21 protein-coding genes are annotated in these 22,124 nt (G+C 70.9%); 6 read left to right on the top strand and 15 right to left on the bottom strand.

Annotated features, from left to right (window positions below):
* Positions 1-50 precede the first annotated feature (50 nt).
* Positions 51-1,187: a class I SAM-dependent methyltransferase gene (locus ACQPZW_RS02620; RefSeq protein ID WP_433793247.1), complete on the top strand. Its 1,137-nt coding sequence runs from the start codon at positions 51-53 to the stop codon at positions 1,185-1,187.
* On the opposite strand, the gene ACQPZW_RS02615 is transcribed toward ACQPZW_RS02620, so the two are convergent.
* Together ACQPZW_RS02615 and ACQPZW_RS02610 are read right to left on the bottom strand one after the other, a co-directional pair.
* Positions 1,180-2,232 carry a hypothetical protein gene (locus tag ACQPZW_RS02615; RefSeq protein WP_433793246.1) on the bottom strand — a complete coding sequence of 351 codons (1,053 nt, stop codon included), beginning with the start codon at positions 2,230-2,232 and terminating at the stop codon, positions 1,180-1,182. The genes ACQPZW_RS02620 and ACQPZW_RS02615 overlap by 8 nt on opposite strands.
* Positions 2,225-2,437, bottom strand: coding sequence for a heavy-metal-associated domain-containing protein (locus tag ACQPZW_RS02610; protein WP_433793245.1), 213 nt, complete (start codon positions 2,435-2,437; stop codon positions 2,225-2,227). The genes ACQPZW_RS02615 and ACQPZW_RS02610 overlap by 8 nt, the downstream gene beginning before the upstream one ends.
* A 75-nt stretch (positions 2,438-2,512) precedes the next feature.
* Between ACQPZW_RS02610 and ACQPZW_RS02605 the strand changes: the two genes are divergently transcribed.
* Both ACQPZW_RS02605 and ACQPZW_RS02600 read left to right on the top strand, forming a co-directional pair.
* Positions 2,513-3,091 carry a hypothetical protein gene (locus ACQPZW_RS02605; protein WP_433793244.1) on the top strand — a complete coding sequence of 193 codons (579 nt, stop codon included), beginning with the start codon at positions 2,513-2,515 and terminating at the stop codon, positions 3,089-3,091.
* A gap of 104 nt (positions 3,092-3,195) precedes the next feature.
* Positions 3,196-3,657 (top strand): GNAT family N-acetyltransferase, encoded by a 462-nt coding sequence (locus tag ACQPZW_RS02600; protein ID WP_433793243.1) that lies wholly within the window; start codon positions 3,196-3,198, stop codon positions 3,655-3,657.
* Positions 3,658-3,745: 88 nt separating this feature from the next.
* Here the strand turns inward: ACQPZW_RS02600 and ACQPZW_RS02595 are convergent, their stop codons facing one another.
* On the bottom strand, positions 3,746-5,917 hold the full coding sequence (locus ACQPZW_RS02595) for a DEAD/DEAH box helicase (RefSeq protein WP_433793242.1): 2,172 nt from the start codon (positions 5,915-5,917) through the stop codon (positions 3,746-3,748).
* A 706-nt stretch (positions 5,918-6,623) separates the two neighbouring features.
* Between ACQPZW_RS02595 and ACQPZW_RS02590 the strand changes: the two genes are divergently transcribed.
* Positions 6,624-7,022, top strand: a complete 399-nt coding sequence (locus ACQPZW_RS02590; RefSeq protein WP_433793241.1) for a hypothetical protein — start codon at positions 6,624-6,626, stop codon at positions 7,020-7,022.
* Positions 7,023-7,025: 3 nt separating this feature from the next.
* On the opposite strand, the gene ACQPZW_RS02585 is transcribed toward ACQPZW_RS02590, so the two are convergent.
* The 10 genes from ACQPZW_RS02585 to ACQPZW_RS02540 all read right to left on the bottom strand — a co-directional run bounded on the left by ACQPZW_RS02585 (position 7,026) and on the right by ACQPZW_RS02540 (position 17,911).
* The gene (locus ACQPZW_RS02585) at positions 7,026-7,751 is read right to left on the bottom strand and encodes an SDR family NAD(P)-dependent oxidoreductase (protein WP_433793240.1); all 726 of its coding nucleotides are present in this window, start codon (positions 7,749-7,751) and stop codon (positions 7,026-7,028) included.
* 57 nt (positions 7,752-7,808) lie between these two features.
* Entirely contained in the window at positions 7,809-9,623 is a 1,815-nt protein-coding gene (locus tag ACQPZW_RS02580; RefSeq protein ID WP_433793239.1) for a serine/threonine-protein kinase, read from the bottom strand.
* A 75-nt stretch (positions 9,624-9,698) separates the two neighbouring features.
* Positions 9,699-11,192: a fused MFS/spermidine synthase gene (locus tag ACQPZW_RS02575; RefSeq protein WP_433793238.1), complete on the bottom strand. Its 1,494-nt coding sequence runs from the start codon at positions 11,190-11,192 to the stop codon at positions 9,699-9,701.
* Between the two features lie 210 nt (positions 11,193-11,402).
* Entirely contained in the window at positions 11,403-12,413 is a 1,011-nt protein-coding gene (locus ACQPZW_RS02570; RefSeq protein ID WP_433793237.1) for a coiled-coil domain-containing protein, read from the bottom strand.
* 63 nt (positions 12,414-12,476) lie between these two features.
* Positions 12,477-13,250 carry an SDR family NAD(P)-dependent oxidoreductase gene (locus ACQPZW_RS02565; protein WP_433793236.1) on the bottom strand — a complete coding sequence of 258 codons (774 nt, stop codon included), beginning with the start codon at positions 13,248-13,250 and terminating at the stop codon, positions 12,477-12,479.
* A 131-nt stretch (positions 13,251-13,381) separates the two neighbouring features.
* Positions 13,382-14,197, bottom strand: a complete 816-nt coding sequence (locus ACQPZW_RS02560) for an inositol monophosphatase family protein (RefSeq protein WP_433793235.1) — start codon at positions 14,195-14,197, stop codon at positions 13,382-13,384.
* A complete protein-coding gene (locus ACQPZW_RS02555; RefSeq protein ID WP_433793234.1) occupies positions 14,190-14,642 on the bottom strand; it encodes a response regulator in 453 nt (150 codons plus the stop codon). Before ACQPZW_RS02555 ends, ACQPZW_RS02560 begins: the two co-directional genes overlap by 8 nt.
* Positions 14,639-16,300: a sensor histidine kinase gene (locus ACQPZW_RS02550; RefSeq protein WP_433793233.1), complete on the bottom strand. Its 1,662-nt coding sequence runs from the start codon at positions 16,298-16,300 to the stop codon at positions 14,639-14,641. Before ACQPZW_RS02550 ends, ACQPZW_RS02555 begins: the two co-directional genes overlap by 4 nt.
* Complete coding sequence (locus ACQPZW_RS02545) at positions 16,297-17,496, bottom strand: PP2C family protein-serine/threonine phosphatase (protein WP_433793232.1); 1,200 nt, start codon at positions 17,494-17,496, stop codon at positions 16,297-16,299. The genes ACQPZW_RS02550 and ACQPZW_RS02545 overlap by 4 nt, the downstream gene beginning before the upstream one ends.
* 73 nt (positions 17,497-17,569) lie before the next feature.
* A complete protein-coding gene (locus tag ACQPZW_RS02540; RefSeq protein ID WP_433793231.1) occupies positions 17,570-17,911 on the bottom strand; it encodes a hypothetical protein in 342 nt (113 codons plus the stop codon).
* Positions 17,912-17,986: 75 nt separating this feature from the next.
* Between ACQPZW_RS02540 and ACQPZW_RS02535 the strand changes: the two genes are divergently transcribed.
* Positions 17,987-20,299 (top strand): M28 family peptidase, encoded by a 2,313-nt coding sequence (locus ACQPZW_RS02535; protein WP_433793230.1) that lies wholly within the window; start codon positions 17,987-17,989, stop codon positions 20,297-20,299.
* 85 nt (positions 20,300-20,384) lie between these two features.
* Here ACQPZW_RS02535 and ACQPZW_RS02530 read toward each other — a convergent pair whose 3' ends face one another.
* Entirely contained in the window at positions 20,385-20,669 is a 285-nt protein-coding gene (locus tag ACQPZW_RS02530; protein ID WP_317788834.1) for a Smr/MutS family protein, read from the bottom strand.
* Positions 20,670-20,680: 11 nt separating this feature from the next.
* Positions 20,681-21,052, bottom strand: coding sequence for a tetratricopeptide repeat protein (locus ACQPZW_RS02525; RefSeq protein ID WP_433793229.1), 372 nt, complete (start codon positions 21,050-21,052; stop codon positions 20,681-20,683).
* Between the two features lie 308 nt (positions 21,053-21,360).
* Between ACQPZW_RS02525 and ACQPZW_RS02520 the strand changes: the two genes are divergently transcribed.
* The gene (locus tag ACQPZW_RS02520) at positions 21,361-22,098 is read left to right on the top strand and encodes a response regulator transcription factor (protein ID WP_433793228.1); all 738 of its coding nucleotides are present in this window, start codon (positions 21,361-21,363) and stop codon (positions 22,096-22,098) included.
* Positions 22,099-22,124 lie beyond the last annotated feature (26 nt).

The following is a 22,124-nucleotide window of genomic DNA, read 5'->3' as shown; positions in this document are numbered from 1 at the left end:
GGTGACATAGCCCCGAAGGGCCACCCGGAGCGCAGAGCAGAATGGAAGTCATGCCAGAACCGCTCGAATCAGTCCTCGCCGAGGTGCGGGAGCTTCTGCTCGCTCCGGGTCTCACCCGCGCCGTGGCGGCCGGCCGGCGTCGCGGGCACACGCCCACGGTGACACGGGCACAGCTACGCCCCGTGACGTTGAAGCAGGGACGGAGACTGCAGATCGTCACCGACGACGGCGCGCGGCCGTACACCCGTAACGTCGACGGCCCCGAGGCGGCCGCGGCGGTCGACGCCCTCCTGGCCGAGCCGTTCGGAAACTGGCACGTGGAGACCGACGCGGCGACCGTGCAGGTCCGGGTGACGAAGAAAGGCGACGCGCAGGTGCACAGGTCGGCCGCCGTCACCGCGCCGAGCGCGCCCGCGGCACACGACCGGCCCAAGCAGTGGCTGCTCGACCCGGGCGACCCGCTGTTCTCGGTGGTCGGCGGCACGGCGGCGAAACGCCGCCAGATCGACGCCTTCCTGCGGGCGCTCGCCGCGACCCTCCCCGAGGACCTTCCCACGCCGCTGCGCGTCGTCGACCTGGGCTGCGGCAACGCCTACCTCACCTTCGCCGCCTATCGACACCTGACCGGGCGGGGCGTAAAGGTCCAGGTCGTCGGGGTCGACGTCCGCGAGGATCAGCGGGTACGCAACAACGCCGTCGCCGCCGAGCTCGGCTGCTCCGACGACGTCACGTTCGTGGCCGGCACGATCGAGGACGCCGAGCTGGCCGCCCCGCCGGATCTGGTGCTCGCGCTGCACGCCTGCGACACGGCGACCGATCAGGCGCTGGCCCGGGCGGTCGACTGGGAGGCGCGCTGGGTGCTCGCCGCCCCGTGCTGCCACCACGACATCGCGGCGCAGCTCAAACGCGGCGACACCCCTTCGCCGTACGGTGAGGTGACCCGGCACGCCATCCTGCGGGAGCGGTTCGCCGACGTGCTGACCGACTCGTTGCGCGCCGCCCTGCTGCGGCTGCACGGCTACCGGGTGGAGGTGGTCGAGTTCATCGACTCGGCGCACACCCCCCGCAACCTGATGCTGCGGGCCCGGCGGACCGGGGCCGCGCCGACGGCGGACCAGCGGGCCGAGTACGACGCGCTGACCGGCCAGTGGGGGGTCACGCCCGCGCTCGCCGGGATGCTCAGCTGACGACGACAGTCCAGGTCGCCGTGGACACCCTCCCGGCGACCTGGAAGTCGAGAAACATCCGGTAGGTGCCCGGGCTCGGAGCGGCCAGCCAGAACTTGATCCGCCCGTCGACCAGCTGCGTCTCCGGGTGCACATGGACGTAGCCGAGATCACCCTGCCGGAGTGCGACCAGGTGGCCGTAGGCGCCCAGATACGGCTCGACGGCCACCGGGTTGCCGGACGCGTCGGTGACGGTCATCAGCAGCGGCTGGGTGGACCCGGTCGCGGGCGTTCCGTCGTACTCCACCTGAAGTCCGTCGGTGATCGCGACCCGGACCGGATCGGGCCCGGTGACCGGCGAATAGTCGCCCGCGACCGTCAGGTCGCTGCCCAGCGTCGTGGCCACCTGAGTGCCGGCCACCTGTGCCGTGAAGTCGGCGAACATGCGGTAGACCCCCGGCTCGGCGAGAGTCAGGTCGACACTCCACGTGCCGTCGGGCGCCATCGCGGGGTGCAGGTGCTGATAGCCGGTCAGATCACGTCGAGCGACGATCAGGTGCAACGGCTTGTCGTGCACGACCGCGAACGTGGTCACCGGCGCGCCACCCGGCCCGTTGATCGTGAACTCGAGTCTCTGCTGCTCACCCGGCTTGAAGTCGGTGCGGAACGGGGTCAGGGTGAGGCCGCTCCCGCTGAGTGACAGGCCACTGACCGGGGCGCCGCCGCCGGCCGCGACGATCGGGCCGGTGCCGCCGTGCACATGCGGCCGGCTCTCGTCGAACGGGCTCGCCGAGGGGCTGGTCACGGTCGTCGCGGCCGCCGGGGTGCCGGTCGCGCCGGTGCCACCGTTGAGCCGACCGAGGCCGTAACCGGCGAACAGCACCACTATCAGCAGCGCCCCGATGGCGGCGAACCGGAAACCCGCGCCCTCGCCCGCCGTCTCCGTCCTGGAGAGCCCGAAGACCGGCTCGCCCTCCTGCCCGTCGGCCTCGGACACGTCGGGTCGCTGCTCGCTGAGCTTCGATCCGTCCGGCCGATGCTCGCCGCGGGGGCTGTCGTCAGGCATCCGCTAGCTCGTAGCCGGCCTCGTCGACCGCCGCACGCACCGCCTCGTCGGAGAGGGCCTCGTCGCTGGCCACCGTCACGCCGCCGGAGGCGAGATCGACCTGCACGTCGGTGACACCGGGCAGCGCCGAGAGCTCCTGCGTGACCGACTGGACGCAGTGCGAGCAGGTCATGCCCTTCACGGTGAAAGTGCTGGTCACAGCCATATGGCATTCCTTTCGACCCGGTCCGACTCATTCATGAGCCTACCGGGATGTCTTCCCCGCGGTTACGGTGCGGGCGTGGGCCGATATGAGATCCATCTGACGGTGTCCGCCGACGCCTCCGACGATCGACTTCGATCATGGGCCGGCTCACACGACGTCAAATACACCCGGATCATGCTCGACCGCGGTGACCACTCCAGCCAGCCGATGCTGAGCTGGCTCTCCGACGGCACACCGGCGACCGCCGAGGCCGACGCCCGGCAGACCGCCGCCACGCTGCGGTCCGAGGGCTTCCCGGTCACCCGGCTCAAGGTGGAGGCCGCCGCGGTGGAGGCCGCCACCCGGCCCGGGCTCTACTTCGAGCACCACGTCAAGCTCCTGCTTCCCGCCGGGGCGGATCTCGACGGGGTCCGCGACGTCGCCTTACGACACGACGCCCGCCTGTCCCGCAACGCCCGGCGGTCCAGGCCCGACGGCGTGCAGGAGCGGTTCGTCACCCAGCGCTGCCGCGGGGTGGAGCTACCCATCGCGCAGGCGCGGCTGTCCGCCCTGGTCACGGCACTGACCGAGGCCGACTGGGAGATAGCCGAGGTCGAGGAGGAGTGGGTCCTGATCGACGACAACCCAGGGCTGGACTCCGGCTGGTTCGCATGACCACCCCGGTCTCGTCACGGTCGGCGCACCTCTTGGGGGATCGTCCCCGGCGCTGTGACACCATGCGACCGGCCCCTTGCGGAACTGTGACGAAGGAGGAGCTGATGGAAGATCTGGCACGCGATGGGTACGTCTTGACCGCCGACCCGAAACGCGTCGACTTCGCCCGGGTGCACCGGTGGCTCGCCGAGGAGTCCTACTGGGCGGCCGGACGCTCCTACGACCTGGTGGCCCGGTCCATCGACGGCTCTCTCCCCTACTCGATCTTCGCCGCCGACGGCGCCGAGCAGGTCGCCTTCGCCCGCGCGGTGACCGACGGTGCCACCTTCGCCTGGATCTGCGACGTCTTCGTGGCAGAGGAGCACCGGGGCCGCGGTCTGGGGAAGTGGATGATCGACACCATCGTCGCCGACCTCTCCGACCGCGGCATCCTGCGCTTCCTTCTCGCCACCAGGGACGCGCACGACGTCTACCGTCGGTCCGGCTTCGAGGACCTGGCAGGCGCCCACCGCTTCATGGAGATCGACCGGCGCCCCACGAGGCACGCGATCCTCGGCAAGTCGTGATCTTTCCGGCCTGTGGATAACTCCGTCGTCAGAGTTATCCACAGGCGGTGTGCTCGCGGCCGGGGACGGCGGACGCGAGGCCGTGGGCTCAGCCCGCGACGGCGAGAGTGAGTGGCAGGACACCCGGCGCACCCGCCCGACGAAGGGCGCGGCCAGCCAGCGCCAGGGTCCATCCGGAGTCGGCCAGATCGTCGACCAGCAGCACCGGACCGGAAAGTTGTGGCAGCTCAGCGGCCAGATCGGCGGGAACCTCGAAGGCATCGTGCAGGGCTCTGACCCGCTGCGCGCTGTTACCCCGGTAGGCGCCCACCTCAGTGGCTCGGCCACCGGGATGAGCCGGCTCGAGGGAGCCGAGCATCGGTAGCCTGCCGACCGTCGCGATGTGCTCGGCGAGGCTGTGGATAAGTTGTGGATGGCGCTGTGAATAAAGCGCCACGACGGCCGCTGGGCGCTGCTTCCAGGCGTCGTCTCCCCTGGCCCAGGCTTTGAGAACCTCGATCACCGCACCGGCCAGATCGGTGGGGATCGGAGCATCGGGAGACTCCGGGGAGACCGCGGCCCGGAGACGGTTGCCCCACCCGAGATCGGAGAGGCGGCCGACGGCACGACCCGGTTCGCTCTGCTCAGCAGGTGTGATCCGGCCCTTGAGCGGGATGCCGACCGCGGCCAGACCGGTGGGCCACATCTTCTTCGGGGCGATCTCGGTGCCCGGCCGGCCCAGGAAGGCATCGGCGGCGGCCAGCGAAGCCGACGACACCTCGGCGTCGAACAGTGGGCCGGCGCAGTTGTCACAGCGCCCGCAGGGGACCGCCTCCGGATCGTCGAGACACCGACGGAGGAACTCCATACGACACGTGGTCGTCCCCGCATACTCCATCATGGTTCGCTGCTCGGTCTCGCGGGCCTCGGCGACCCGCCGGAGCCGGGCCTCGTCGTAGGTCCACGGCTCGCCGGTGGCGAGCCAACCGCCCCGGGTGCGTCGGACCGCGCCGTCCACGTCCAGGACCTTGAGCATCAACTCGAGCCTGGTCCGCCGGAGATCGACGAGCGGCTCCAGCGCCTGCGTGGACATCGGCTGGTCCGGGGAGAGCCGGGAGAGAACCGCGCGGACCTGATCCTCCGGAGGAAAGGCCAGCGAGGCGAAATATCGCCAGATCGCGGCGTCCTCGGGGCCGGGCAACAGCATCACCTCGGCGTGCTCGACGGCTCGGCCTGCCCGGCCGACCTGCTGGTAGTAGGCGATGGGGGACGGCGGCGCGCCGAGGTGCACGACGAATCCCAGATCGGGCTTGTCGAAGCCCATCCCGAGCGCAGACGTCGCCACCAGCGCCTTGATCTTGTTGTTCAGCAGGTCCTGCTCGGCGGCCCGACGCTCGGCATCCTCGACCTGGCCGGTGTAGGACGCCACCTCGAAGCCACGGGTGCGCAGGAAGTCAGCGGTCTCGGTGGCGGCGGTGACGGTCAGCGTGTAGACGATGCCGGAGCCCGGCAGCCGCTCCAGGTGATCGGCCAGCCACGCCAGCCGGTGTGCCGGATTGTCGAGGCGCAGAGCGGCCAGGCGCAGCGAATCCCGGTCGAGCGGGCCGCGCAGCACCAGTGCGTCACCGAGCTGATCGGCGACGTCGGCGGTCACCCGGGCGTTGGCGGTGGCGGTGGTGGCGAGCACCGGGGTACGCCCCGGAAGCCCCGCCAGGAACGTCCGCAACCGTCGGTAGTCGGGCCGGAAGTCGTGGCCCCAATCGGAGACACAGTGTGCCTCGTCGACCACGAGCAGACCGGTGCTCCCGGCGAGCCCCGGCAGCACGTTGTCACGGAAGTCGGGGTTGTTGAGCCGCTCCGGGCTGATCAGCAGCACGTCGACCTCGCCGGCCCGGATCTCCTGCTCGATCAGCGACCACTCGTCGAGATTCGCCGAGTTGATGGTGCGTGCCGTGATCCCGGCGCGAGCGGCCGACTCGACCTGGTTGCGCATCAGGGCGAGCAGCGGCGACACGATGACCGTCGGGCCTGCCGGGTGGTCGCCCGCCTCGGCGGCGACCCCGGACCGGAGCAGTGCCGTGGCCACGAAGTAGACCGCCGACTTGCCCCACCCGGTGCGCTGCACACAGAGCACCCGTCGCCGGTCCACGGTGAGGGCCTCGATCGCCCTCCACTGGTCCTCCCGAAGGACGGCGTGCTCGCCGGCCAGGCGCCGGAGCACCGCCTCGGCCCGCTCCCGCACCACCGCCCGCTCGGCTGTCGTCCGCGTCGTATCAGTCACCCGGCATGTCTATCAGCCCGCGAAGGTCGCCCCGGAGTTATCCACAGTCAAGAGTTGTCCACAGCCCGGCCGACGCCCCCTTCGTGAATCGGCGATGCTCGCTCCCGTCCAACACGGGAGGGTCGACATGCGGGCTTCATACCGACGGAGGGCGCGGCTCGGCGGAAGGCCGGCCGGCCGCATCGTTCCGGCACGTGACGGTGTCAGGCCGGCGGAGGCCGGGCCACGGCCACCACCAGGGCGGGCCGGTCCCTGACCGGCCCGCTGCCCCGACGACCGGCGCCCAGGTGAGCGGGATCCGGTCACCACGGCCGGCGTTCGCGATGACGGGCACCGGTCACCACGGCCGGCGTTCGCGATGACGGGCACCGGTCACCACGGCCGGCATCCGCGATTACGGGCACCGGTCACCACGGCCGGCATCCGCGATGACGGGCGCCTGCCGATCCGGCGGGCCCCGCGATGACGGGTGCCGGCCGCACCCCGGATCGGTGGCACCCCGGTCCGGTGGCTGTCGCCATCCGGACGGGTGGCAGCCGGGCGGGTGCCACCCCGGTCGGGCGGCAACCCGAGCCCCGGGGTGGCACTCGGGGCTGCGCTCGCCCGGCATGACAGCCCGGTGTCCGGCACGCCGGGCCGGCGCCGAGGTGGGACGCCTTCTCCGAACCCGGCGAACTGTCCGCGCGTGAATGGAAACCTCAGGGACATGACCAAGACGATCGCCGAGAAGCTGCTGATCAAGCCGAACTCCACCGTGTGGCTGAACGAGCCGGCCCGGCTCCCGCTGCTGACCCCGATGCCCGAGGGGGTCCGCGAAAGCGGCGCCCTGGCCACCGCGAGCACCGCGGTCCTGTTCGTCGAGGACGCCGCCGGCGCACGGGACCAACTCGAACAGCATCGCGCCGACCTGGACAAGCCCGCCACCCTGTGGATCGCCTACCCCAAGGGCAACAAGGCCGACATCAACCGTGACTCGCTGTGGCCGATCGTCGCGGACTTCGACATGCGGCCATGCGGGCAGGTCGCCATCGACGATCGATGGTCGGGGCTGCGCTTTCGCACCAACCGGCCCGGCGAGGGCCGGTTCACCGGTGGCGCCGAGTAGGCGTCAGCGCCCCAGCACGGAGCCCCCGTTGACGTTGATGATCTGGCCGGTGACGAAGCCACCGCCCGGGCCGACCAGCCAGCGGACCGCCTCGGCGATGTCGGCGGGGGTGCCCGCTTTCTTGAGCACGCTGGCGTCGACCCGCTTCTGGTGTCCTTCCGGGGTCATCCGGCCGTCGAAGAACTCGCTGTCGGTGACGTAGCCGGGGGCGATGACGTTGGCCGTGATCCCTTCAGCGCCGAGGGAGGTGGCCAGGTCGAGGCCGTACCCGTGAAGGGCCGCCTTGGCCGCGGAGTAGGGGCCGCCGCCGCCTCGCTGGGCGGCGATCGAGCTGGTCAGGATGATCTTGCCGCCCGGCCGGCGGAGCTGCGGGAGGAGCGCGGTGGTCATGAGAACGGCGGAGAGCACGTTCGAGTCGAGGTTCGCCCGCCAGCGGGTGGCCACCTCCTCCAGGGTGGCGCCGTCACCGCCGATGTACGCCCCGGCGTTGTTGACCAGCACGTCGAGTGCGCGCCCGGCCACCGCCTCGACGACGGCGGGAATCTGGGCCGGGTCGGCGGCGTCCGCGGTGACGGCGGTGGCCTGCGGCCCGATCCACTTCACCGCATCGGCGAGCACCTCGGCCCGGCGGCCGACGATGATCACGTCGAAGCCCTCGCCCGCGAGCATGCCGGCCGTCGCCTTGCCGATCCCGGTTCCACCGCCGGTCACCACTGCGAGTCTTGTCATGCCTCAGACCCTATCGACGGATCGATCATCCGACTCGGCAAGCGCGGGTCCGGCCGGCTACAGGGCCAGTGACAGGCCACCCGGGCGCTTGACGACCGGCCCGGAAGGCCGCTCCACCGGCGGCGGGTTCCGGCGTGGGGTTCCGCCGCGGCCACCGGGTGAGCGTCTCCGATCGCCGGCGGGCGGGTCCTCGACCGTGGCGTTCACCGACTTCTCGCCGGCCCGGTCGCCGCCGGTGCCGGATCGACGTCCGGCGGCATCGAGCGCCCCACCGGCCGGGCTGCCCGTGGTGCCGCCGAAGACCTCGGCACGGCACGGCCGGCCGTTCAGCACGAACGAGAGAGGTAGTGGGTTGTGAGTGCGATAACCGCCCTGCAGGGTGACGGCGCGCGAGCGGCCCTGGCCGTCGATCATCACGCGACGACCGTGCTGGGACACGGCCTTGGGCGACCCTGCGAGACGCTGCGTGCCGGGGTAGGCGAACTCGACCCGCCAGTCCGACGTCTCCGAGGTGATCACGCTGAGGCGGGCCTCGAAGTACGACCCGGAGTCACGGCGCACCTGGTAACGGACCTTGCAACGGATCCGGTCCGGTCCGGCGGCGGCCGGTGCACCGGCGCCGGTCGCGGTGGTGTGGGTTCGCCCGGGGTCGGCGGAGTCCCGGCGGGCGGACCAGTTCACCGCGGTGGCGGCGATCAGGGTCGCCGTGGCCAGGACGACGATCGCGGGCATCCGGTGGCGACGGCCTTGCAGACGGTTCGCCGGGAGCAGGTCGCGCCGTCGGCGCCTGCCCACGAACAGTCCGCCACCGAGGGCGCGCACCGGGCCGAGACGCAGGGCCGATCCGAGGCGCAGGCCGGCACGCAGACGTACGGTCGTGACAGCGCTCGCCGGCCGGCCGAGGCAGGCGCGCAGCGTACGGCGTACCCCCGATCCGTCTCGGACCGCCTGGACCGGCACGACCGCCCTGGCCGCCGGCGCCGCATGTCGTTCGCCCGCTCGCAGCGGCGGGATGACGGGCCGCACCCCGACCGTCGCGGCGAGGGCCCGGGTCATCTCCGCGGCGGCGGGCCGGTCGGCCGGATTCTTCGCGAGGCAGCGCAGACACAGGTCGGCCACAGCGGAGGGCATTCCGTCGAGTTCCGGGATGGGGTCGGGGTCGGCGTAAAGGTGGGCGCGGAGGGCTTCGGCGGTGTTCCCGGCACGCCACGGCATCCTGCCGGTGAGGGCCCGGTAGAGCAGGAGCCCGAGCGCGTAGACGTCGGTGGCCGGCGAGACCGCGGCGCCGCCGAGACGTTCCGGGGCGAGGTAGGCGGGAGTGCCGAGCAGACTGCCGTCCGCGGCGGCGTCGCGCTGGCCGATCACGGCGGAGATCCCGAAGTCGACGATCTTGGCGCCGGCGCCGGTGAGCATCACGTTGGCCGGTGTGACGTCACGATGCACGAGGCCCCGGGCGTGCGCGGTGGCCAGCGCGGACCCGACCTCGACGGTGATCACGACGGCTTCACGCCAGTCGAGGGATCCCTGCCGGCCGAGCCGCGCGCCGAACGATTCACCGTCGTTGAGCTCCATCACCACGTAGGGGACGGTCAGATGCTCGGAGATCGGCGCCTCGCCGAAGTCGTGGATGCCGGTGATGTGTGGGTGGCGGAGGCGGGCTGCGGCCAGCGCTTCCTGTCGCAGCCGGTCCCGGAAGGCGCGGTCCTCGGCGAGCCGCGGGGAGAGCACTTTGACGGCGACGTCACGGCCGAGGATCTCGTCGTGGCCACGCCACACCACCGACATGCCGCCGGTGCCGAGCTTCTCGAGGAGGCGGTACCGGCCGGCGAGACGGAGGGAGCCAGTCTGACCGTTTCGCTCCGTACGCCCCATGCGCCGATTCTCGCCCGAGCGGCTCGCCGTCCGGTGCCGCACTCGGAAACCCATCCGGAAACCGGGGTCGCCGGGTCATCCGGCCAGGAGCTGATCCACCGGTGCGTAGTCGTCGGTGAGGACACGGGCGTCGGCGACGAAGGCGTCCAACTCCGGGCCGGAGAGCATGGTCGCCGCTTCCTCCAGCGCGGCGAGCCGGGGCCACATCGCGTCGATCGGCAGCGGCCCGCGCGAGGCCACGATGACGAAGTTGGACCCGCGGTCACCCGCGATCGCCGCGGGCGGGGCGATCAGTGCGACGTTCGGGAAGGCGGCGGCGACGGTGGCCAACTCGGCTCGGATGAAGCGGTTCGGCGGGTAGTCGATCACGTTCTGGGCGTAGACGCCGCCCGGCCGCAGGACCCGGGCCACCTCGGCGGCCATCTCCCTCGTGGCCAGGTGCCAGGGGACCACCAGGTGGCCGAAGGCGTCACCGACGACCAGGTCATAGGCGCCCGCCGGCTGACCGGCCAGTCCGACCCGGGCGTCACCGACCTGGATCCGCAGGTCAGGGCCGGTTTTCAGGCCGAGGTCCCGCTCATCGAGGTCGACCAGGCCACCGTCGAGCTCGAGCACGAGCTGGCTGCTGCCGGGACGGGTGGTGCGCAGGTATTCGGGGACGGTGAAACCGCCGCCGCCGAGGTGCAGGGCGTCGATCGGGGTCCCGGCGGGGGCGAGCGCCTCGGTGACCGCGCCGATCCACTTGACGTACTCGAACTCCAGGTGGGTGGGGTCGTTCAGGTCGACGTACGAGTGCCGCGCCGAGTTGAGTATCAGGGTGCGGCCACCCTCCCGTGCGGGGTCGGTGACCACGCTGGCGCAGTGGTAGGCGGTCTCGACGTCACAGGGGGTCGGCGCGACCACGCCCAGCCCGGCGCCGACCAGCCCGACCACGGCCAGCGAGGCCCGGATCCGGGGCGTGCCGGGCAGGTCACGGCGCAGCCACCAGCCCAGGGTGAGACCGGCGACGGCCAGCAGCACGGCCAGGCCCAGGATGATCACGCTGCTCGGCATCGCCGCGACGAAAACGAACCCGGTCACCAGGGTGGCGGTGATCGCGCCGAGGGTGCCGATGCTGGACAGCCTGCCGACCACCGAGCCGGCCCGGCTGAGGTCGGCGAGCTGCAGTTTCACGACCATCGGCGCGATCGTGGACAGCACCAGGGCGGGCAGGAAGACGGCGAGGGCGGCGAGCAGGAGCACGGCCGGGGCGGCCCCGCCGCGCAGGAACTCGCCACCCCACCGGACCAGCGGCAGGGTGATCGCGGTGCCGACCGCGCCGAGGATCAGCGCCGGGGCGAGCAGGGCTCGCGGGTCGAAGCGGTCGGCGAGACGCCCACCGATCCAGGCGCCGTAGGCGATGGCGGCCAGCGAGATGCCGATGACCGAGCTGCTGACCTGGAGGGTCACGCCGACATACGGCCCGACCAGGCGCAGCGCGACGATCTCCAGGACCAGGACGGCCCCACTGGCGCCGAAGGCCAGGGCGGTGGCCAGAGCCGAGGGCAGGGCGCGGGGCTTCGTCTCCATCGGCGGCATGCTACCGGCGGGTGGCGGCCTGCCCGCACATCGACAGGCCGCTCTCAGTCAACGCTCAGCCCCACGAGACCGAAGCCACGCGGGATCGAAGCCATGCCGGACCGAAGCCCCACCGGACCGAAGGCCCACCGGACCGAAGCCCCACCGGACCGAAGCCCCACGAGACCGAAGGCCCACCAGGTCGTAGCGCTACCGCGCCGATCACAGCATGGAGAGGTGGACGTGATTCGTATGCACGGCAGCCGGGTCGCCGGAGGCACTGTATGCCCGCCATCCGGTGCTGGGCATCCAGATCTGGCGGTACCAGATCACATACATCACGCCGAGCTCGTCCGCGTTCTTCACATAGAAGGCGGCGAGGCGGTCACCGTACGTCTTGTCGCCTCCGCTTGCCGCCGCGTTCTCGAAACCGCCCGCCGCCGCCGAATGATCACAGGCCCGGCCTTTCGGATGCTCACCGGACGAGCGTTCGCTGAAGCACACCGTGTACCGCTTGAACCCGGCGGCCTGCGCCTCCTGGTAGGCGTGCAGGGTGCGCGGGGTGATGCAGCCGTTGGAGGTCGGGTCCTTGACCGTGCAGGACTCCTTCGGCCACGAGCCGTCGGAGTTGCGCGGCGCCGGTTTGGCCGCGGCCGAGTTCGGGTCGACGAAACCACCGGCGGCGCCGCCGCCGACCTCGGCGAGGGCCACTTCGGCCTCCCGCTTCTTCTTGGCCATCACGTTGACCTGGCTCTGCTGCTCGACGATCTCGGCATCCAGCGCGGTCTTGGCCTTCTTGGCGGTGTCGATCTCGTTGCGATAGCCGGTGAGCGTGCCGCTGTCCATCTTGGCCAGCATGTCGAGGCTCTGCAGCCGCTCCATGAAGTTGTTCGGCGACCCGCTGCCGAGCAGGAGGTTGGCCGTGTTGATCCGGCCCATCTGGTAGACGCGTGTCGCGACCGCGCTCACCTGCGAAGTGAGGGCGGCGGCGTTCGTCTCGGAGCGCTTGAGCGCCTCGGTGAGCTGCTTCTGCCGCTTCTTCGAGTTGGTCAGCTTGGTCTTCGCCGCGTCGTATCCCTTCGCGGCGTTCTCGAGCGCGGCGCGCAGCTTCTTGGAACCGCCCTCCGGGTCGGCCGCGGAGGCCGGCGACGCGGGCGCGGCGAGCACCAGCGCGACGGCTGCGGCGAAGAGCGCGAGCAGGGCGGTGCACCGGCGCGGGAGACTGGCCGCCACAGATACCTCCAAGTCGTGAGCGCCGGTACTTTACCGTGTCGGAGCAGGCGAAAGGGAGATCGATCAGGTCGCCGAGTATCCACCGTCGACGAAGAGTGTCTGCCCTGTGACTGCCTGACCCGCATTGCTCGCCAGGAAAACGACACACCCGGCGAAATCGTCCGGGATACCGTTGCGACCGATCATCGTACGGCTCGCGTGCGCTGCCACTTTCGTGGGATCGGCGAAAACCGCCTCGGTGAGTGGGGTGTGCACGACACCGGGCGCGATCGCGTTGCAGCAGACGCCGTCGCGGGACCACGCCTCGGCCTGCGAGCGGGTGAGGCCGACCAGGCCGGCTTTCGCGGCTCCGTAGGCGCCACTGTTGCCGTAGGCACGGAACGCCTGCTGGGAGACGACGTTGATGATCCGGCCCCAGCCGCGGCGGGCCATCGCCGGGGCGAACGCCTGACCGAGCAGGAACGGGGCGGTCAGATTGGCGGAAACGGTCAGGTCCCACACATCGTCGGTGAGCTCGGCCAGCGGCGGGCGCAGGTTGACGGCCGCCGAGTTGACCAGGATGTCGGGTTCGCCGTACTCCTCGATGATCTTTGTGATGGCGGCCCTGACGGCGTCGCGGTCGGCGAGGTCCGCGGAGATCGCATCCGCCTCCGCACCGTGGGCGCGCAGCTCGGCGATGACCTCGGCCATCGGGGCCTCGCGCCGCGCCACCACCACGATCCGCGCTCCGGCGCGGCCGAGCGCCAGCGCCATCGCGCGGCCGATACCGGAGCTGCCCCCGGTCACCACCGCGAGACGGCCACTCAACCCGAAAAGCTCATCGAGGTAGGACACCATGCCCGCACCCTAGATCCACCGGACTGCCCAGCGGAGTCCCATCGGAATGTGACCGACCGCACTCTCACCCGACCGGGTGCAGCGGAGGCGTCCACCGACCGGCGAACCCCACCGCAAGACCGGCGGGGGCGCTACGGGAGGCCCGGCGGGCCAGACGGGAGGAGGGTGCGGTGCACCGTGTGCCAGATGTCCTCGTTCGCGGCGACGAGCAGGCCCTTCTGATGGTCGGTCGGCCGGTACTCGGCACCGTCGAGGTGGCGGACCACCCCGCCGGCCTCGCGGACGATGAGCGTGCCCGGCACGTGGTCCCACGGCAGGATCCGCCAGAACATCGCGAACTGCTGCTCGTCGATGGCGACGGCCGGGTACTCGTATCCGGCGCAGTGTCGGCCCGCGGTGTATCCGCCCAGCCGGCCGGCGTTGCCGAGAACCTCGGTGCGCAGGTCGCCGGGGATGTACTTGCCGGCGATCACGCCGTTCAGCGCCGCCGCGCCCGGGTCGTCGGTGCGGGCTTTGACGCGCTCGCCGTCGCGGTAGACGCCAGCGCCCGACTCGGCGACGGTCAGATGGTCGGCGACGACGTCGAGGATCCAGGCGGCCGCCGTCTCACCGTCGCGGACCAGGGCCACCATCACGCAGAACGGGGTCCGCCCGGAGGCGAAGTTGTTGGTGCCGTCGACCGGGTCGACGACCCAGACGGAGCCGCTGCCGGCGAGCCGGTCCCGGACGGCCGGGTCGGCGGCGACGGCCTCCTCGCCGACGACGACCGAGCCGGGCAGCAGCGCCGTGAGCCCGCGGGTCAGCGCCCGCTCGGACTCCTGGTCGGCGATGGTGACCAGATCACCGGGCGATTTCTGGTGCACCTCGTCGGCTGCCAGGTGCTGGAAACGCGGCAGGACGACGGTGTGCGCCACCTCACGGATGAGCTCAGCGACCTGATCAAGCACGTGGGGGCAACTTCACGACGCTGACGAAGAACTCGTCGATCTGGCGGATCACCGCGATGAACCGCTCGAAGTCGACCGGCTTGGTGACGTAGGCGTTCGCGTGCAGCTGGTAGCTGCGCAGGATGTCCTCGTCCGCGGAGGAGGTGGTGAGCACGACGACCGGGATGCGGCCCAGGTCGTCGTCCTTCTTGATCTCGGCGAGCACCTCGCGGCCGTCGCGCCGCGGCAGGTTGAGGTCGAGCAGGATGAGATCGGGGCGGACCGAGTTCGCATACTGGCCCTCGCGCCGCAGGTAGGCGAGCGCCTCGGCCCCGTCGGAGACGACGTTGAGCCGGTTGCGGACCTTGTGCTCCTCGAACGCCTCCTGGGTCATCAGCACGTCGCCGGGGTCGTCCTCGACGAGCAACACCTCGATCGGTGTGCCGTTCTCGCGCTCCACGCTCATGCCGTGCCCTCCTGAGAGTCGGCCCCTTGCGGCGCCACCGAACCCGATACTGAATCCGGCCCCGGCCCGGTAGCCGACGCTGCCTCCGGTGCTGGGACCGGCGCGAATCCCGGCATCACCGGAAGCGTGAACCAGATCGATGCCCCCGGAGAGACGTCGACGTCCAGCCAGATCCGTCCGCCATGGTATTCGACGATCTTCTTGACGATCGCCAATCCGATGCCGGTGCCCTCGTAGGCATCCCGCGCGTGCAGCCGCTGGAAGATGACGAAGACCTTGTCGGCGAACTCGGCCTCGATGCCGATGCCGTTGTCCCGGACGTTGATCTGCCACTCCTTCTCGTCGAAGGTGGCGGTGATCGTCACGACGGGTGGCACGTCGGGGCGGCGGAACTTGAGCGAGTTGCCGACCAGGTTCACGAAGAGCGTGGTGAGCAGCGGCTCCTCACCCTCCACCGTGGGCAGTCCGCTCCAGGTGATCTCGGCGTCCTCACCGGCCCGGGTTTCGAGCTGGGATCTCACGTCGCCGAGAACCCGGTTCAGGTCGACGTCGGTGAATCCGCTGGTGAGCCGGCCGATCCGGGAGAAGGCGAGCAGGTCGTTGATGAGCCGCTGCATGCGCTGGGCGCCGTCGACGGCGAAGCCGATGTACTGGTCGGCACGGTCGTCGAGCTGACCGGCGTAGCGGCGCTGCAGGAGCTGGCAGAAGCTGGCGACCTTGCGCAGCGGCTCCTGTAGGTCGTGCGACGCGACGTAGGCGAACTGCTCCAGGTCGCGGTTGGATCGGGTGAGCTCCTCGGCCTGCGACTGGAGCTGCTGGTTGATCCACTCGACCTGCTGACGCGCGAGGCGTACCTCGCTCAGCTCGCTGGAGATCTGCCGCCGCATCCGGTCGACGTCCTCGGCGAGCGCGACCAGGTCGGTCGAGCCGTAGTCGCTCTCGATCTGCCGTTCGTAGTCGCCGTCCGCGACCTTGCGGATCTGCCCGGCCAGGTGCACGATCGGCCGGCTGACCAGTCGGTCCAGCAGGAGCAGCAGCAGCACGCCGGTGACCAGGATGACGATCGCGGCGGCGATCTCGACGGCGACCAGGTTGCCGCTGGATTCGCGGGCCTCGGTCGCGGTCCGCTCCCGCATCGTCAGGATGTCCGCCTGCAAGGTGTCGATCGCGGCCCGGATCCGGTCGAAGTCTCGGGTGTCGGTCGCCTCGATGCGCTGCTGAGCCACTTCGGCGCCCTGGGTGCGGACCGTCTCGATGAGCGGTACGGCCACCTCGGCGCGCCATGTGGCGGCGAGCCGCTCCACCTGTTCGAGGGAGGCCAGGATCGCCCGGTCGCTCGGCTCCAGCAGTCTCCTGATCTCTTCGACCTGCTGGCGCTCGACGGCGACTCCGTTGTCGTACGGCTCCAGGTTCTTCGGAAGCCCGGTGATGGCGTAGCCACGGACACCGGTCTCCTGGTCGACGAGCGCTGTGCCCAGGTTCTGCCCGGCGACCCGCAGCGGCCCGGCCCGGTCGAGGACGACGTCGACGGCGTTGTTGGCGTTGGCCGCGGTGATGGCGGCGGCCACCCCGAGCCCGCCGAGCAGGAGACCGGCCGCCAGGCAGAGCGCGAAGATCCGCCCGCGCAGTGTCCAGCCGCGGATGCTGAGCAGGCTCACCGGCCACCGCCGCGGGAGATCAGCAGCATCGCCACGTCGTCGGCGAGCGGGCCGCCGTTGTCCTGGTCGGCGCGGGCCACGAGCCACTTGGGCAGTGCGGGCAGCGGCATGTCACGCGCGTCCGGCTCGTCGAGGAGCTTGCACAGGCCACCGACGTCGAGCCGTTCGTCGCCCACGCCGGTCCGGCCCTCGATCAGTCCGTCCGTGTACATCAGCATCGACCAGTCATGTCCGTCGAACTCCAAGTCGGTGGCCGGGGTGGGTGTGGGACGTACCCCGAGCACGATCCCGGTACGCACGGCGACCGGCGCGACGCGGCCGCCGGCGAGGACGACGGGCGGTGGGTGACCGGCGACGCGGACGGTCGCCCGGTTCCGCGGGACGTCGATGACCGCCGACGCGACGGTGGCGAAGACCTCGCGGGCCCGTCGCTCGGACATCAGCACCTGCTCCAGCGAGGGCAGCACCTGCTCCTCGGGCACTCCGGCGAGCACCAGCGCCCGCCAGGCGACCCGCAGCTCGACGCCGAGGGCGGCCTCGTCGACGCCGTGCCCGCACACGTCACCGACGATCACGTGCAGCCGGTCGTCGCCGACCTGCACCACGTCGTAGAAGTCGCCGCCGAGCAGCCCCATGGCCCGCCCGGAGCGGTAGAACGGTTCGACGGCGATCCCGAAGTCGTCGCGTTTGAGCGGTTTCGGCAGCAGACCGCGTTCGAGCCGGGCCGACTCGGCCTCCCGCAACTCGGCCTCGCGCAGCCGTCGGGCGTTCTCGTCGGCGCGTTTGCGCTCGACCGCGTAGCGCAGCGAGCGGATCAGCAGAACCCCGTCGACCTGACCCTTGACCAGGTAGTCCTGGGCGCCCTCGGCGACCGCCTGCACGCCGAGGTGCTCGTCCGAGCGGCCGGTGAGCACACAGACGGCGGCACTGCCGGCGAGGGCGAGCAACCGTCGCAGGCCGTCGATGCCCTCGGCGTCCGGCAGGCCCAGGTCGAGGAGCACGCACTCGACGCCGACGAGCAGTCCGCGGGCTTCGCGCAGACTGGTGGCGACGGTCAACTCGAACGGGACGCCCGATTCGGTGAGCAGTTCCCGGACGAGGAAGGCGTCACCGTCGTCGTCCTCGACGAGCAGGATCCGCAACCGTTTCAGCTGCTCTGTCGCGTATGTGCGGGGCGCGAGCGACCGCTCAGTCATTCCGTTTCCCCACTCGACGCATAGGTGACCCGCAAATCGTGTACCACCGGGCCGCGCTGCACAACTTCGGTCATCACGGGGATTCTTCGCCGGTGGTGGCGACGCGTCGCGCGTGCTCGGCCATCACCTGACCGAGGATGCCGTGCAACTGCCCGCAGTCCCGGCAGTGCAGGTTCTCGTCGAGGTGCCGGCCGCCACAGTTACTGCAGTTTCCACGGTCCTCCGGGTCTCGATAGGACTGCAGGGCCCGGCACATCGCCCGGATCACATGGTCACTGAAGGTGAAGACGTCCTCGCCGAGCGCGGTGCGCACGCCGATGACGGCCACGGGAGCTCCGTCGGGGCTCGGGTTGTAAGGCGACACCCGGTCGATGAACTCCGCGATGACGGCGGCTGGGTCAAGCGGCGTAGTCACCCGGACAACGCTATTGCACGCCCTGATGGATCTTCGGGGTACCCGCCGGGCGTACCCGGACTGTTAGATGTCCCCATGCAAGACTCCGCCCTCATCCGCCCGGCTCGCCGCGGTCTCGCCGCGGCCGCGGTCCTGGCCGTTCTCGCCCTGGCCGGGCTCGCCGCAATCCGATCGATTCAACCCCCCGCGGCGCGGGCGGAGACGGCCCCGGCGAGCGAGTTCAGCGCGGAGCGGGCCTTTCAGACGGTACGCACGATCGCCGCCACCCCGCACCCGGCCGGGAGTCCCGCCAACGAGCGGGTCCGCGAGCACCTGGTGGCGACGCTGTCCGGCCTGGGCCTGTCGCCCGAGGTGCAGGACACGGTGTCGGAGCAGGGCGCCGGGCTGTCCTCGTCGGCGGGCGGGACCGGCCTGGCCCGGGTCCGCAACGTGGTGGCGGTGATTCCCGGCACAGCGTCCACCGGACGGGTGTTCCTGATCGCGCACTACGACTCGGCTCAGGTCGCGCCGGGCGCCAACGACGACGGGGCGGGCACGTCGACGATCCTGGAGACGGCACGGGCGCTGACGTCGGGTGAGCGGCCGCGCAACGACGTGGTGCTGGTGCTCACCGACGCCGAGGAGGCGTGTCTCTGCGGGGCGAAGGCGTTCGTGGAGCAGCACCCGCTGGCCCGGGACGGCGGCGTGGCCCTGAACCTGGAGGCGCGCGGCAGCAGTGGCCCGGCGATCATGTTCGAGACGTCCGCGGGCAACCGTCGGCTGGTGGAGACGTACGCGAAGACGCCGTACCCGGTCGGGACGTCGTTCGCGGTGGAGATCTACCGGCTCCTCCCGAACGACACCGACTTCACCCCGTTCCGCGAGTCGCCGCTGTTCCAGGGCCTGAACACGGCCTACATCGACGGGGCCGCGGTCTACCACGCACCGACCGACCGGCCGGAGGCGATGGACCGGGACAGTCTCCAGCACCACGGCGACAACGCGCTGGCGCTGGCCCGCGAGTTCGGCGCCCTCGACCTGCGCGAGTTGAAGGGCGGCGGGGACGCCACCTACTTCCCCGTGCCGGGCCTGCTGGTGCGCTACCCGGGTGGGCTGGTGTGGCCGCTGGCGGTGCTGGCCCTGGTGGCGGTGGTCGCGCTGGGCTGGGTGGTACGACGCCGGCTGTTCGCGGCGATCGCCCTGTCCCTGCTGCCGATCATCGTGGCGCCGGTCCTGGCTCAGGGCCTGTGGTCGTTGCTGGTGCTCGTCCGGCCGGAGTACGGCGGGATGCCGATCGACCCGTACCGTCCGATGTGGTATCGCCTGGCGGTGATCGCCCTTTCCGCGGCGATCGTCCTGGTCTGGTATGCCCTGCTACGTCGCCGGATCGGTCCGGCGGCCCTGGCCGTCGGCGGCCTGACCTGGCTGGCCGTGCTCGGCGTGGCACTGGCCGCGCTGGCGCCGGGCGGCTCTTACCTGGGCGCGCTGCCGGCCCTGTCGGTCGCGGTGTCCGCCCTGCTCGCGACGCGGGTCGGGGAGAGGACCGCCGTCGCGGTCGTGATCGCCGGCGCCCTGATCCCGGTCGTCATCCTGCTGCCGACCGTGGTGATGCTCTTCCCGGCGCTCGGCATGCCGATGGCCGGCGTCGGCGCGTTCCTGACCGTGCTGCTGGGCCTGGCGCTCCTGCCGGTGCTGGATCTGATCCATCCGGCGCCGAGCGGTGCCCGCGGCACGGAGGCGATGAAGGCACGCAGGCTCGGTGCCGTGCCGACGCTGGTCGCGGCGGTGGCGGCGATCGTGTGCGCGGCGACCGGGCTGGCCGTCGACCGGTTCGACGAGGAGCACCCGTCGCTCACCCACCTCATGTACGCGCTGGACGCCGACAACGCCATGGCGCGCTGGCTCAGCGAGGAGGCCACCCCGCAGGAGTGGACGTCGCGGTACGTCACCGGCGATCCGGCGACGGTCACCGGCGACCTTCCGGCCTTCGGCGCGGAGGAGCTGCGCATCGGCCCGGCGCAGGCGGCGACCCTGCCGGCCCCGGCGCTCACCCTGCTCTCCGAACAGCGGTCCGGCGATCAACGGACCATGAGACTGCTGCTCGATCCGCAGCGCCCAGTCCGCTTCGCCACGTTGCACGTGTCGGCCGAGGTCGTCTCGGCGACGATCGGTGGCCGTACCCTCGCGGGTGGTCCTTCGGGTTGGGGTTTCGTCTTCCACGCGCCGGCCGAGACCGGCGTCGAGATCACCCTCACCGTCCGCTCCTCCGGCCCGGTCACCTTCCGCGCGATGGACGGCAGCGACGGCCTGTCGGCCCTTCCGGGCTTCCAGCCCAGGCCGGCGGGGGTCGGCGTTCTCGGTTCGCACAGCAGCGAGCTGGTCGCGGTGGCCAAGACCTACAACCTTTAAGGGGTACGGGCTACGCGCCCCCTCTTCACGAAAGAGGCGCGTAGCCCGTTCCCACTGCTCTGAACAGCCGAACCACCGACGGCTTCTAGCGGCCGCGACCGCGACGGCCGGTGGGAGCGTCGTGGCGGAAGTGCACGAAGAGACGGCCCCAGTTGTCGCCGTCCTTCTCGACCCGGTGGTAGAGCTGCTTGATCTCTTTCTGGTCGAGGAAGCGGATGACCTTCTTCTTCAGGGCGCCGCTGCCCTTGCCCGGGATGATCTCGACCATGGCGGCCTTCTTCTGAATCGCCTCGTCGATGATCCCGCGGAGGGCGCGGTCGATCTCGTGACCCTTGTTGAAGATGTCGTGCAGGTCCAGCTTCAGCTTCACGAAAAGAGACCCTACGCCGCCGACGACTTGCCGAGCCATGTCTCGACCCGGCGCACCGCCTCCTGATAGTCGGTCTGCGACTTCATCGCCGCGGCCAGGCGCAGGTGCGGTAGGGCCTCACGAAAGCGGCCGGCCCGCTCCAGGGTCCGGCCGAGCACGTGGTGCGCGTAGTGATCCGAAGGATCATGCTCGACCAGCACCCTGAGCTGGGCTTCCGCCCCGTTGAGCTGAGCCGAGTTGAAATACGCCCTCGCCAGCAGCTGCCGGACCGCCGTGTTGTGCGGCTCCGCCTCGACTATCGGCTCCAGCAACTTGGCGGCGCCGAGCGGGTCGCCGGTCTCGAAGAAGAAGGTGGCCCTGCGGTAGTCCTCGAGAAGATCCATCGTGCAACTCCTCACGCTCGCGCCCGCGCTTTGACCAACGCTCGCACAACATCGCCCGGACATCGAGTGTTCCCTCGGGACGAGATCGTCGACAACCCGGTGTTTCCTCGGCGCAGCAGGAGCAGGACCAGCACGATCACGACACTTCGCCGTTCCTGATCCTCATGCACCGGATTCACCGTGCCGAAAACCATGACGGACCCGGATGTGCTCGCACTGTGCCGCTCGCATGAGACGGCTGTCAGAGACACAGCCGGCACACAGGAAACGGAAAGCCGGCGCTGAGCGTCAGGCACCACAGTAGGGGCATGACGATGGCGAACGCAGAATCCAGCACCGAGCTCCGCCGGCCCGACGGGACCCCGGTCCGGGTGCTCGTGGTCGATGACGAACCGACCCTGGCCGAGCTGCTCTCGATGGCGCTCCGCTACGAGGGCTGGGATGTGAGGAGCGCCGGCGACGGCATGACCGCCGTCCGTACCGCCCGCGACTTCCGCCCGGACGCCGTCGTCCTCGACATGATGCTCCCCGACATCGACGGTCTCGAGGTGCTGCGCCGGCTTCGTGGCGAGTCCCCGGAGGTGCCGGTGCTCTTCCTCACCGCCAAGGACTCCGTCGAGGACCGGATCACCGGCCTCACCGCGGGCGGCGACGACTACGTGACCAAGCCGTTCAGCCTCGAAGAGGTGGTGGCCCGGCTGCGCGGTCTGATGCGGCGGATGGGGCACGCCCCGATGCGCACGGAGTCGCAACTCGTCGTCGGCGACCTCACACTGGACGAGGACTCGCACGAGGTGCGCCGCGGCGGTGACCTGATCACGCTGACCGCCACCGAGTTCGAGCTTCTGCGCTACCTCATGCGTAACCCTCGTCGGGTGCTGAGCAAGCCGCAGATCCTCGACCGGGTCTGGAACTACGACTTCGGAGGGCAGGCGAACGTGGTCGAGCTGTACATCTCCTACCTGCGCAAGAAGATCGACGCCGGGCGCGCGCCGATGATCCACACCATGCGCGGCGCCGGCTACGTCCTGAAGCCGGCCGACTGACCATGGCCCCCGCCGCCTCGACCCGA

The organism is Actinoplanes sp. CA-252034, assembly GCF_050956125.1.
GTDB lineage: Bacteria > Actinomycetota > Actinomycetes > Mycobacteriales > Micromonosporaceae > Actinoplanes.
Note: the sequence above shows the minus strand (reverse complement) of the source record. Positions and strands in the feature narration are given on the sequence as shown.